General features: G+C 60.5%; 9 protein-coding genes. 1 reads left to right on the top strand and 8 read right to left on the bottom strand.

Going from position 1 to position 13,069, the window contains the following annotated elements; all coding sequences use genetic code 11:
- Positions 1-4 precede the first annotated feature (4 nt).
- The 7 genes from ACE3SE_RS08180 to ACE3SE_RS08150 all read right to left on the bottom strand — a co-directional run bounded on the left by ACE3SE_RS08180 (position 5) and on the right by ACE3SE_RS08150 (position 9,922).
- A complete protein-coding gene (locus ACE3SE_RS08180) occupies positions 5-706 on the bottom strand; it encodes a methylated-DNA--[protein]-cysteine S-methyltransferase (protein ID WP_374554559.1) in 702 nt (233 codons plus the stop codon).
- Entirely contained in the window at positions 703-1,611 is a 909-nt protein-coding gene (locus tag ACE3SE_RS08175) for a DNA-3-methyladenine glycosylase family protein (RefSeq protein WP_374554557.1), read from the bottom strand. The genes ACE3SE_RS08180 and ACE3SE_RS08175 overlap by 4 nt, the downstream gene beginning before the upstream one ends.
- Positions 1,612-1,720: 109 nt before the next feature.
- Positions 1,721-2,785: a GGDEF domain-containing protein gene (locus ACE3SE_RS08170; protein WP_374554555.1), complete on the bottom strand. Its 1,065-nt coding sequence runs from the start codon at positions 2,783-2,785 to the stop codon at positions 1,721-1,723.
- 505 nt (positions 2,786-3,290) lie between these two features.
- The gene (gene narI / locus ACE3SE_RS08165) at positions 3,291-3,977 is read right to left on the bottom strand and encodes a respiratory nitrate reductase subunit gamma (protein ID WP_045846262.1); all 687 of its coding nucleotides are present in this window, start codon (positions 3,975-3,977) and stop codon (positions 3,291-3,293) included.
- Between the two features lie 57 nt (positions 3,978-4,034).
- Complete coding sequence (gene narJ, locus ACE3SE_RS08160; RefSeq protein WP_045846261.1) at positions 4,035-4,682, bottom strand: nitrate reductase molybdenum cofactor assembly chaperone; 648 nt, start codon at positions 4,680-4,682, stop codon at positions 4,035-4,037.
- Positions 4,683-4,685: 3 nt separating this feature from the next.
- The gene (gene narH, locus ACE3SE_RS08155; protein WP_374554552.1) at positions 4,686-6,236 is read right to left on the bottom strand and encodes a nitrate reductase subunit beta; all 1,551 of its coding nucleotides are present in this window, start codon (positions 6,234-6,236) and stop codon (positions 4,686-4,688) included.
- Positions 6,233-9,922, bottom strand: a complete 3,690-nt coding sequence (locus tag ACE3SE_RS08150; RefSeq protein ID WP_374554550.1) for a nitrate reductase subunit alpha — start codon at positions 9,920-9,922, stop codon at positions 6,233-6,235. Before ACE3SE_RS08150 ends, narH begins: the two co-directional genes overlap by 4 nt.
- Positions 9,923-10,357: 435 nt before the next feature.
- Here ACE3SE_RS08150 and ACE3SE_RS08145 point away from each other — a divergent pair, with 435 nt between their 5' ends.
- Positions 10,358-10,846 (top strand): fimbrial protein, encoded by a 489-nt coding sequence (locus ACE3SE_RS08145; protein WP_374554548.1) that lies wholly within the window; start codon positions 10,358-10,360, stop codon positions 10,844-10,846.
- Between the two features lie 93 nt (positions 10,847-10,939).
- Here the strand turns inward: ACE3SE_RS08145 and ACE3SE_RS08140 are convergent, their stop codons facing one another.
- Positions 10,940-12,916: a methyl-accepting chemotaxis protein gene (locus ACE3SE_RS08140; RefSeq protein ID WP_374554546.1), complete on the bottom strand. Its 1,977-nt coding sequence runs from the start codon at positions 12,914-12,916 to the stop codon at positions 10,940-10,942.
- Positions 12,917-13,069 lie beyond the last annotated feature (153 nt).

Raw genomic sequence — 13,069 nt, 5'->3', positions numbered from 1 at the left:
TGCCTCAGCCAGCAAACAGGCCGGGTACGGTGTTTTCCTGCTCAAAGCGCAGCAAATCCGCTTTCAGCGCCAATCCGCCAGCGTAACCAGTCAGGCTGCCATCCGCCCCCAGCACCCGGTGGCAGGGCACGATCAGCGCAATCGGGTTTGTCGCATTGGCCCGCCCCACCGCGCGGGCAGCACCGGGCTTGCCCAGCGCCAGTGCCAGTTCGCCATAGCTCATGGTCTGGCCGTAGGGAATCCGGCACAGCGCCGCCCACACTTCCTGCTGGAAGTCCGTGCCATGCGCGGCCAGCGGAATATCAAAACTGCGCCGCTCACCGCGCTGGTATTCATGCAGCTGGCGCGCCACTTCGGCCACCGCGGCATCGTCGCGCCGGCTGCCGGACAACACCGCCCGCTGCATTTCCTGTTCCAGATGAAAATCCAGCCGCAGCAGGCGGCCTTGCAAGTCCAGCCACACCATGGCGGGGCCGAAGCGGGTATCCACCACGCCGTGGCAGGCTGCATTGGGCGGCACGCTCATGGCCGTCATGCTGTCCTCTTCTGCTTGCGGACTGGCGGACGCTGGGTGTGTCGTACCACCTTGGCCATCCCACAAGCTGCCCTGGGCAAACAATGGCGCGGCTGCGCGTGCAGCGGGCACGGACAGGCCGGACACGTCAGGCGCATCCTGGCTGAACAGATCGGGTATCTCGGGTTTCATGCATGCTCCGTCAGGCTGGCCCACAAATGCAGGGTGGCCAAGCTGCGACAAGGGGAAAAGACTTGCATCAGCTGCTCGGTCTGGCGCGCATCGGGCCGGGCCGGCAGCGCATGAAAGCGCTGCAAGGCGGTAGCAAGGCCACTGTCGCCAATGGGCGCACAATCGGCCAGCCCGAGGCCGCGCAGCATCACATAACGCGCCGTCCACGGCCCCACGCCATGCAGGGCCAGCAAACAGCGCTCCGCTTCGGCCGCAGCAAGGCCGGACAGCGCATCCAGCGGCAGGCTGCCATCCAGCACGGCGCGGGCGGCACCCAGCAGATAACTGGCCTTGGAACGGGAAAAACGCTGCGCCGTCAGCTGTTCGGCAGACAGCGCGGCCACCTGGACCGGGCCGGGGTGGGCCAGCAAGTCACTGCCGGCAATCGGCACACCCGCCAGCTGAATCAGGCTGCGCCTGAGCGCTGTGGCAAAGGACAGGTTGATCTGCTGGCCAATGATGGCCCAGCACAAGGCTTCAAACGGTTCGGCTGTCAGTGGCAGCCACAATGCGGGTTTGCCTGCCAGCAGGCGGGCGGCATCCGGCTGCTGGCGGGCCAATGTCATCCAGGCATCGCGCTGGCCATCCAGCCCGGCCATGCGGCGCACCGCCTGCTGAACCTGCGGCAACAAGGCAGGCCAGTCATGACTGGCCGCGCCACACACCCTGACATGCAAGCGGTCCGGGGTGAACCGCAGCTGCAATTCCACGGCAGCGCCGTGCAGCAGCACGCCTTTGCGCAGGTGCTGCTCTTGCAGCCGTTCGGCCGGGCCTGCCGGGTCGCGGCCATGATAGGCCAGCACACTGGCGGCGTGATAATCCGCCGGCAAGGCAATCCCGAATGCGTGTTCCACCACCTGCTGCATGTTTGCTCCGGCCATGCGGCCAACGGTGCCGCGCTGGCGCGATTATCGCGCAGATGCCTGGCCCTGGCACCTTGCATCTTGCGCTTGAATCAAGGGATGCAGGCTGCGCTCAGACTGTCAGGGCGGTTTCCGCCAGATCACCAGCAAACACCACCCGACGCTTGCCCATGCGCTTGGCTGCATACATGGCCTGGTCCGCCGCGCGTAATACCTCGTTGGTGGCCATGCTCTCGGCAAACACCGCCACGCCCGCGCTGAAGCTGAACGCCACGCCATCGGGCCTGGCATCGGCGACGGCGGCTTGCAATTGTTCCAGCAGCTGACTGACCTCCGTGGCCGACGAGCGGCACAGCAGCAAGCCGAACTCCTCGCCACCGATACGCCCTGGGCAGGCCGGCTTGCTCATGCGCTCCAGCAAGTCGGCAAAGCACACCAGAACCTGGTCCCCCACGGCATGGCCGTGGCTGTCGTTGATCTGCTTGAAGTCATCCAGGTCAATCAGCACCCAGAACCAGTGCTGGCCCTTGCCGGCCGGTGCGCGTTCATCCAGCCGGGCAAACAGCGAACGCCGGTTGGGAATGCGGGTCAGCGGATCGATTTCGGCCAGACGGCGGAATTCGTCCTGCATGAAGAACATGGAGTACATATTGTTCTGCATGGTCTGGTTCAGCGTGATGGCCACCACGAACACACCGAATACCAGCAAGGCAAACAGGGCGGGTGACATGCTGGCTGCCGGCCCCAGGCCGCAAATATAAAAGGCCGAGGCACCGGTCAGGCTGAGAATGGCCAGGCAGTCGTGCCTGGAGGGGGTGACAAAGGAGTTGTAAAACCAGATGGTAATGATGATTGGAACGATGAAAGGGTCGCCCGGACCGGCCATGCTTTTTACTTCCAGCGCAAAAATCAGGGTCAGCAATACCGAATAGGCAATGGTTCCGGCACGCCATACCAGCACGCTGGGCGACAGGGCCTTGACCAGTCCCACCAGGATGATGGCAGCCAGCAGCATGGCTTCGGTATTGCCCAGTCCGGCAGCCAGATAGGGGTTCATGACAAAGCTGGCAATGATGAAGACGATGCCGGCGCTCTCCAGAAACACCACCGGCCTGAACAACCTGCCGCGCATGTAATGGTAGTAGTCCGCCTCGGTGGCTTTGTAATTGCTGTTCATGGTGATGGCTCTGCTGGACAACAAGCCGTCAGTCTGTCGACTGGCGACACAACATGGCGGGTCAGGCAAAGCGTGCATGCGGCAGGAAACAAGCTGGCAAGGACAATTGACAGTAGCGTGGTAGCACTGGCAATGCCCCAGCCATACAGCGCGTTCAATGCCGGATTGGTACAGCAAGCCGCAGACCTTCCCCGATATTTTCAAATCAAAATAACAGCTGTATTCATTGATTCGATCAAATACTAACAGTATTCATGCCATCGACCTAGCCAGCAGTGCTGACCGACGGCAAGTCCTGATCATTTCATCCGGCTGCTGCAGCAGGCCTGTTTTAACAGGCCAGTCTGACAGCACGGTGAACGTGGACTGAGAGACAACACCAGCAGGCAAGCAGCTGCTGCTACAGATGAATTTCCGGTATAGCAGCCCACCTCATTGCAGAACAGGAAGTCCATGAAAAAAGGCCCCGCAGGGCCTTGGTCAAGCAAAAATCCGGATACAGACATCAGGCGCGCGGGCGCACCAGCTGCCAGGCGCGGCCCAGATAGGCCAGCGCGCCAAAGCCGCTCCATACATGCACCAGACGGGTAAAGGGGAAGATGACGAACACGCTCATCCCCATGAACAGGTGCAGTTTGAAGATGGGGGACGCAGCCACGATGTACTGTGCGGCATCGCCACGGAAGGTGACGACATGCTGCGCCCAGGTCATCAGCAGCACCATTTCGTGACCGTCCAGATGCTGGGCGGACACGGCGATGGTGCACAGGCCCAGTACCAGCGTGGCCAGCAACCACAGCAGCACCAGCTTGTCGCGCCAGGTGGTGTTGGCAGCCAGACGCTGGTTGCTCAGGCGGCGATGCAGCAGGATCAGCAGGCCGATCAGGCCCAGCGAACCCATGATGCCGCCGGCCGTCATGGCAAATACCTGTTTGAAGCTGTGGGTGACGCCCAGTGCTTCCCATACCGACAACGGAGTCAGCAGGCCCACCAGATGGCCGAAGAACAGGCCCAGCACACCGATGTGGAACAGGATGTTGCCCAGGCGCAGATTACCGCGATATACCAGCTGGGAGGATTCGCTCTTCCAGCTGTACTGCTCGCGCTCAAAGCGCATCAGGCTGCCCAGCAAAAAGATGCTGAGCGCGATGTAGGGATAAATCCCGAAAACGAATTGATGCAGATAGTCCATATCTCTCTCCTTGCTGTTCCGGCCTGCCCGTCACAGGGCGGCCGGAAACGGGCAGATTCAGGCGCCGGGTCGCGACGGGTAGAAATTGACCGGAGCAATGGCCGGCATGGCGGGTTTGAGCAGCGGCTCGCTGCCATCCGCCCCGGGGCCAAAGGTTTCCAGCAGCTCGTCCATGTCGCGGATGGGCGGCACGCTCAAGGGCTCCGGTGCGACCGGCGACAGCCACACCAGCAGGTCGAGCACCCCGGCATAGGGCGAGGACGACTCGCGCAGCTTGCCGGCGATATGGCCCAGCACATGCACCGCGTCGCCCAGCAGGCGGCTGCCCTCTTCTGCCTCGCACTGCGACAGGAATTCCAGGAACAGCGGCACGTAGTCGGGCAGCTCGGCACAGACCGGCTCGAAACCGTGGGCCTTGTACTCTTCCATCAGGTCCACCATGGCCTGACCGCGGGCGCGGTCCTCGCCATGAACATGCTCGAACAGGTGCAGCGAGTGCGACGGGCTGCGGTCGAAGGTTTGTACATAGCCTTCCTGCAACGCGATCAGATCGCTGCCCTCCAGCTGGGCCAGCAGCGGTTCCAGCATGCTGGCTGCCGTTGGCGTAGCCTGCAGTGCGCTGCGGATGTCATCCAGCGCCGCCAGCAACTCGGGCTCCGGATAGCACAGCAGTGCCGAGGCAATCTTGAACAGTGACTGGTTCATGGCTTAGCTCCCGGCGTTGGCCTTGCGGTCGCGCCGCATGTCGTGGAACACGATGGGGGTGGCCTTCTTCTTGCCAAACAGGCTGGATTCGGACGTGCCGCCGGAGCAGCCATTGCCGAAGGTAAAGCCACAGCTGGCCTTGTCGTCGAAGGTGTTTTCCACCATTTCCTTGTGGCTGGACGGAATCACGAAGCGGTCTTCGTAATTGGCAATCGCCATCACCTGGTACATTTCTTCCACCTGGGCCGGTTTCAGATGCGTACCGCGCAAGGTGGCCGGGTCGCTCACTTTCTCCACGCTCTTCTTGCGCATGTAACGGCGCATGGCCACCATGGTTTCCAGCGCGCTCACCACCGGTTCTTCCTTGCCTGCGGTCAGCAGGTTGGCCAGATAGCGGATGGGGATGCGCAGGTCTTTTACGTCCGGAATGATGCCGTTTTCACCGATCAGGCCGTTTTCCAGCGCGCTCTGGATGGGAGAGAGCGGCGGGATGTACCACACCATGGGCAGGGTGCGGTATTCCGGATGCAGCGGGAAGGCTACTTTCCATTCCATGGCCATCTTGTACACCGGCGAATTCTGCGCGGCGCTGATCCAGGCTTCCGGAATGCCCTGCTTGCGGGCCTCGGCCTGGATTTCCGGCGAGTTCGGGTCGAGGAACACACCCAGCTGCGCTTCGTACAGACTCTTCGGGTCTTCCACGCTGGCAGCGGCTTCGATGCGGTCGGCGTCGTACAGCAGTACGCCCAGGTAGCGGATGCGGCCTACGCAGGTTTCCGAGCACACGGTCGGCTGGCCGGCCTCGATACGCGGGTAGCAGAAGATGCACTTCTCGGCCTTGCCGCTGGTCCAGTTGTAGTAAATCTTCTTGTACGGGCAGCCGGACACACACATGCGCCAGCCACGGCACTTGTCCTGGTCGATCAGCACGATGCCGTCGTCTTCGCGCTTGTAGATGGAGCCGGACGGGCAGGAGGCGACACAGGCCGGGTTCAGGCAGTGTTCGCACAGGCGCGGCAGATACATCAGGAAGGTGTTCTCGAAGGCCGAGTACATTTCCTTCTGGATGCCTTCAAACAGGGCATCCTTGCTGCGCTTGGAGAACTCGCCACCCAGGTCGTCTTCCCAGTTGGGGCCCCATTCGATCTTGTCCATCTTCTTGCCGGTCAGCACCGATACCGGGCGGGCAGTCGGCGGGGTCTGCATTTCCGGCGCGTTCTGCAGGTGCTCGTAATCGAAGGTGAAGGGCTCGTAGTAGTCGTCAATCGACGGCAGGTTGGGGTTGGCAAAGATATTGGCCAGAATGCGCATCTTGCCGCCCTGCCTGGGCACCAGCTTGCCATTGGGCTTGCGTTCCCAGCCGCCCTGCCATTTTTCCTGGTTTTCCCAGTCCTTGGGGTAGCCGACGCCGGGCTTGCTTTCCACGTTGTTGAACCAGGCGTATTCCACGCCGTCGCGGCTGGTCCAGACGTTCTTGCAGGTGACTGAACAGGTATGGCAGCCAATGCACTTGTCCAGGTTCAGTACCATGCCGATTTGTGCACGGATTTTCATTTGTCTTCTCCTGCAGGCTGATCCAGCCAATCCACTTTTTTCATCTTGCGCACGATGACGAATTCGTCACGGTTGGCACCCACCGTCCCGTAGTAGTTGAAACCCCAGGACAGCTGGGCGTAACCGCCAATCATGTGCGTCGGCTTGGTCACCGCACGGGTCACCGAGTTGTGGATGCCGCCGCGCTTGCCGCTGGTTTCCGCCCCCGGCACGTTCACGATTTTTTCCTGGGCGTGGTACATCAGCGTCATGCCTTCCGGTACGCGTTGCGATACCACCGCACGGGCGGTCAGCGTGCCGTTGACGTTGAATACTTCGATCCAGTCGTTGTCGACGATGCCGGCCTTTTTGGCGTCCACTTCCGATACCCATACATGCGGGCCGCCACGCGACAGCGTCAGCATGCGCAGGTTGTCCGAATAGGTACTGTGGATGCCCCATTTCTGGTGCGGGGTGATGAAGTTGAGCACCAGCTCGTGGTTGCCGTTGGACTTCTTGCCCAGGATGGCCTGGGTGGTTTTCAGGTCCACATGCGGCTTGAACACGCACAGGCCCTCACCGAAGGCACGCATCCACTGGTGATCCTGATAGAACTGCTGGCGGCCGGTGATGGTGCGCCATGGAATCAGCTCGTGCACATTGGTGTAACCGGCGTTGTAGCTGACTTCTTCGCTTTCCAGCCCAGACCATGTCGGCGAGGAAATGATCTTGCGCGGCTGCGCCTGCACGTCACGGAAGCGGATGCTGTCATGCTCGCGCGGCAGTGCCAGATGGGTGTGGTCGATACCGGTTACCTTGGACAAGGCTTCCCAGGCTTTCACTGCCACATGGCCATTGGTTTCCGGCGCCAGGGTCAGAATCATCTCGGCCGCGTCGATGGCGGTATTGAGCCGTGGCTGGCCCTTGCCCGCGCCCTCGGCCACGGTATGGTTCAGGCCGCGCAGCACGTCCACTTCGTGGCCGGTTTTCCAGCTGATGCCCTTGCCGCCATTGCCCACTTTTTCCAGCAAGGGGCCGATGGAGGTGAACTTGTCGTAGATGGCACCGTAGTCGCGCTCTACTACGGTCATGGCCGGCATGGTCTTGCCCGGCACCGGCTCGCACTCGCCCTTCTTCCAGTCACGCGGGTCAAACGGCTGGCCCAGTTCTTGCGGGGTGTCGTGCATCAGCGGGGTGAGTACCAGGTCCTGCTGCACACCCAGGTAGTCCTTGCCGATTTCGGAAATCTTCTTGGCAAAGCCCTTGTAGATTTCCCAGTCCGACTTGGCCTGCCACAGCGGCTGTACGGCTTCGGACAGCGGGTGGATGAAGGGGTGCATGTCGGAGGTGTTGAGGTCGTCCTTCTCGTACCAGGTAGCGGTCGGCAGCACGATGTCGCCATACAGGCAGGTGGTGGACATGCGGAAGTCCAGCACCACCAGCAGGTCCAGCTTGCCTTCCACCGCCGGACGCACGGTGATTTCGGTCGGCTTGATGCAGTCTTCCTCATTGCCCATCACCGCGTTCTGCGTGCCCAGCAGGTATTTGAGGAAGTATTCGTGGCCCTTGCCGGAGCTGCCCAGGATATTGGAACGCCACACAAACATATTGCGCGGGAAGTTCTTCGGGTTGTCCGGGTCGTTGCAGGACATGTCCAGCGTGCCGTTTTTCAGGCTGTCCACGGCAAACGGAATGGCGTCCTTGCCAGCCGCCTTGGCGGCGCGGGTGATGTCCAGCGGGTTGGTGGTCAGCTGCGGGGTGGACGGCAGCCAGCCCATGCGTTCGGCCTTGGCGTTGTAGTCGATCAGGCTCATGTTGGCCATCTTGCCGTCGGCCGTCGGGCACAGGATTTCGTTGATGCCCAGTTTTTCATGCCGCCACTGGCTGGTATGGGCGTAGAAGAAGCTGGTGCCGTTCATCTGGCGCGACGGACGCACCCAGTCACCGGCAAAGGCCAGCGGTGCCCAGCCGGTTTGCGGACGCAGCTTTTCCTGGCCCACATAGTGGCACCAGCCGCCGCCGCTCTGGCCGATACAGCCACACAGCATCAGCATGTTGATGATGCCGCGGTAGCTCATGTCCATGTGATACCAGTGGTTGAGCGCAGCACCGACAATCACCATGGATTTGCCGTGGGTCTGGTCAGCGTTCTGGGCGAATTCGCGCGCGACTTGGATCACCATTTCCGGCTTCACGCCGGTGTGCTTTTGCTGCCAGGCCGGGGTGTACGGCACGTCGGCCATGTAGTCGCGGGTGACATTGCCGCCGCCCAGGCCACGGTCGATACCGTAGTTGGCTGCCATCAGGTCGAATACCGTGGCCACCAGTGCAGTGCTGCCATCAGCCAGCACCACCTTGCGCGCCGGTACATTGCGGGTGAGTAGTTCTTCGTGTTCGGCACCAAAGTAAGGGAAGCCGACGCCAACTACTTCGTCACGGTTTTCAATCAGCGACAGACGGGCCGATACCTCGCGGCCAGTGCTGCCGTCATGCTGTTGCAGGTTCCACTTGCCGCTTTGCCCCCAGCGGAAGCCGATGGAACCGGTGGGAGCCACGATGTCGCCACTGGTTTCGTCGAATACCAGGGTCTTCCATTCCGGGTTGTTGTCTTCGTTGAGGTTGTTTGCCAGATGGCTGGCACGCAGGAAGTAGTCCGGCACATAGCGTTCGCCATCCTTGCGCAGCGTCACCAGCATCGGCATGTCGGTGTAGCGGCGGATGTAGTCGGTGAAGTAGGCCGACGGCTTGTCCAGGTGGAATTCCTTGAAGATGACATGGCCCATGGCCATGGCCAGTGCGGCATCGGTACCCTGCTTCGGGGCCAGCCAGATGTCGCCAAACTTGGCCATTTCGCCAAAGTCACTGGAAACGGCCACGGTCTTGGTGCCCTTGTAGCGCACTTCGGTATAGAAGTGGGCGTCCGGGGTACGGGTCATCGGAATGTTGGAGCCCCACACCATCAGGTAGGTGGAGTTGTACCAGTCGGCCGATTCGGCCACGTCGGTCTGTTCGCCCCAGATTTGCGGGCTGGCCGGCGGCAAGTCGCAATACCAGTCGTAGAAGGACAGCGGCACGCCGCCGATCAGGCTGAGGTAACGGCTGCCCGCAGCGTAGGACACCATGGACATGGCCGGAATCGGCGAGAAGCCCACCACGCGGTCCGGGCCGTAATTCTTGATGGTGTAGGCATTGGAAGCCGCGATGATTTCGTTGGCCTCGTCCCAGTTGGCGCGCACGAAACCGCCCTGGCCGCGCTTGCTCTTGTACTGCTTGGCCAGTTCCGGGTTCTGGCTGATGTGCTCCCAGGCTTCAACCGGGCCCATGCTCTTGCGCGCTTCGCGCCACAGCTTGGCCAGACGGCCACGGATCATCGGGTATTTCACGCGCTGGGCGGAGTACACATACCAGCTGTACGAAGCGCCACGCGGGCAGCCGCGCGGTTCGTGATTGGGCAGGTCCGGCCGGGTGCGCGGATAGTCGGTCTGCTGGGTTTCCCAGGTAATCAGCCCGTTTTTGACATACACCTTCCAGCTACAGGAGCCGGTGCAGTTCACCCCGTGGGTGGAACGCACGATCTTGTCGTGCTGCCAGCGTTGGCGATAGGCGTTTTCCCACTGGCGGTCTTCATTCACCACCGCGCCATGGCCATCGGCAAAGGTGGATTTCACCTTGCCAAGGAAATTCAGTCTGTCCAGAAAGTGGCTCATCTTGCCTCCGAGTTTTTACCGCCAGTTGCGGTGCCGCGGCCGCGCCGCGCAGACATTGCTTACGCTGGACAGATTAAGTCCGGGCAACAAGGACGCCCATTCGCCGCAGGTGGCAAGCGGGCAAAGCAGAGTGAGGAGGCTGGCTAAGCCATTGGGAGTAGACAGGACTAGACGGGCAGCCAAATGGTGCAGATGAGAACCAGCAGAATCATCCATCAATGATGACTGGTCTGATTGAACCTGTACTAAATGCCAGATTAATTTCAAATCCGGAAAATCTTGCTATAGATAAAATACTTGCAAAACAATATGTTATTAACAACAACTGCTAAAAAATGTGTGAATTAAGTTTTGCGAGATATCGGGAAACCCACCTAAAGGTACAGTACCATGCAGCGCACATCCATTGCCCTTCTACTTGCTTGCACAGGATTCATGACTCAAGCACACGCTTCTGACGGCACAATTTCATTCACGGGCCAGGTATCTACTTCCACTTGCATCATTAGTGTCGCGGGGAGCGGAAACAATGGTTCCATTAGTTTGCCGCCCATCTCGACCAAAGCACTGGCTGCCAGCTTGGCTACCGCAGGTGCAACCCCGTTTTCCATTTCTCTTAGCGGCTGCACCGGTTCAGCGACACAGGCTGCCATCTGGTTTGAAAATGACGCCAATGTCACCGCTGCCGGTCGCTTGCTCAATTCGGGAACAGCCAGCAATGTGGATGTTGCCATCTACAACGTAGGCTCAAGCACGCACATTCCCATCGGGCAGACCAGCACTACATTCGGCAGTAGCGGAACAGCATTTTCCATCAGTAGCGGCAGTGCGACCCTGTATTACTTGGCACGCTACTACGCCAATGGCCAGGCAACAGCGGGTACCGTCAGCGCAAACGTGAATTACACCGTGCAGTACCAGTAATACAGCTGATTGCCAGGCAGCAGCACATCAGCAGGCTGCGACACCTTGTCAGGTCGGCAATCAATCCGCCCTGCAACGGAAATTGGAGTGCTGTTAATGGCTGGTGTGCTGGAAACGGTCGACCAGTTCCACCATCTTGCTGGCGGTACGGTTAAGCTGGCCGGACAGCGCAGCCGCCTCCTGCACGATTTGGGCATTATTTTCCGACAGCGCAGCAATCTTGCTGACATTGGTGGCCACATCATTGCTGGCGGCGGTCTGTTCCTGCATGGCCAGCGTGGTGTTGCGGCTCTTGTCGGCGGTATCGCTGGCTTTGCCGTGAATCATGGCCAGGTCGGCCACGGTCAGGTCCACCTCGGCCATGCCGTCTTGCATGTGTTGCCGGGCCTGTGACATTTGATCGGCCACTTCACGGGTTTCACGGCGGATGTCTTCAATCAGTCCGGCAATGTCCAGCGTTTCCTTGCTGGTACGTTCAGCCAGCTTGCGCACTTCGTCCGCCACCACGGCAAAGCCGCGCCCCATTTCGCCTGCCCTCGCTGCCTCGATGGCGGCATTGAGCGCCAGCAGATTGGTCTGGTCGGCAATTTCGCGAATGGCGGTAACGATGCTGTGTATTCCTTCGGACTTGTCGCGCAGCATGTCAACGCGTTCGCCGGTATTGGTCAGGCCATCTGCGGTTTCACCCAGTGCACTGGCGGTGCTGCGCATGCGCTGCCGGCCATCATCAACACAGCCCTGCATGTCTTGCGCCACTTGCATGGCTTGCTCGGCATTGTCGGTCACCGCGGCAATGCCAGCCGACATTTGTTCGATAGCCGCCGCAATATCAATGGAAGAGCGGCTTTGCACCTCGGCGGTAGATGCCGCCCGCGCAGATACATCATTCAGCGCCTGAGCTGCCGACATCATCTGGTGTGCTTCGGACTTGACCTGTCGCAGGGTATCGGCAAAAGCGTCGGCCAGGTGGTCGAAAGCCTGGCCCATGCGGGCGACTTCATCATTGCCGGACAGCGCGGCACGACGCGACAGATCGAAGTCCCGGCTCATGCCACTCATCAGTTGCTCCAGCCGGGAAATCGGTCGTTCCACACTGTGGTAGATGGCCCACCCCAGCAAGGACAGTACCAGAATGGTGGTTGCAGACCCCAGCAGGGTGAACCACAGCTGGAAGCTGGCCTGACGCAGCAGTTGCTGCACATTTTCATCCTGTTGCTGCAAGAGTGTGTCCTGCAGCTTTTTCAGATTGGCCATTTGTGCACTGGCCGTACCGAACCATTGTGCCGGACTCAGCGCTGTTGGCTGACCGGCCGGGGTTTCCATGATTTGCTTGCGCATGGCAGCCACGGCAACGGCTTCGGGGGACTGATCCACCTGCTGCGCCTGCTGTTTCAACTGCCCGGATGCCACCAGTTGCAACTGGCTGGCGCAGGCCTGCTGTTTTGCCTGCAAGCCGGCAGCCTGCAACAAGGCCGCCTGGTCCAGGCTGCCACGGCTGAGCATGCCATTGATGAAACCGCGCTCACGCCCGGCATACTCCTTCTGGCATTGCAGATTGACCAGCGCCACTGCATCCCGCAGCAAGGATGTGTCACTGCTGCTTCCGGTCAGCCCGGCAATCAGCCCGATCAACTGTCCGATATTGTCCGAATAGGCGGTAAACATCTGCGCGGCGGGCTGCCCGTGACTGTCAATGCTGCCACGCCCCTGCAACAAGGCATGCACCTGATTGTCCACGGCGTTTGCCTGAGCAGCATCCGGCAGTTGCGCCAGACTGGCGTGAAAGTCTGCCAGCACGCTGTCGGTCTGCTGCCGGGCGGCTTGCAACTCCGGCGGCACACTGCCACCGGGCTTGCTCAGATAGCCATTGCTCAGGCCGCGCTCGGCCTGCAACTGGTGAATCAGACTGCTGGCCTTGCCAGCCACGTTCAGCAGGCGGGCGGAGGTTTGCAAGCGTGACAGGCTGTCCCATTTTTCCAGCGACAACACAGCAGCCAAACCGGCAATCACCAGCACAAAAGGGATGATCAGCAGGCCAAGCCTGCTGGCTATCGAAAGTCGGGACAGCATGTGGGCCTCACAATCGTGGGGTTAATTGCTTGTTGCAACGCCTTACAGCATAGGCAAGTTCTTGTTAGCAATAAATATGCCTTCAAAATAAAAAAAGGGGGAAACATCCAAGCTTCCCCCGATTTCCCCATACTCGGGGCTTTCCTGCCCGGC

Source organism: Aquitalea pelogenes (assembly GCF_041914625.1).
Lineage (GTDB): Bacteria > Pseudomonadota > Gammaproteobacteria > Burkholderiales > Chromobacteriaceae > Aquitalea > Aquitalea pelogenes.
This window is presented reverse-complemented; position numbering and strand designations above follow the sequence as displayed.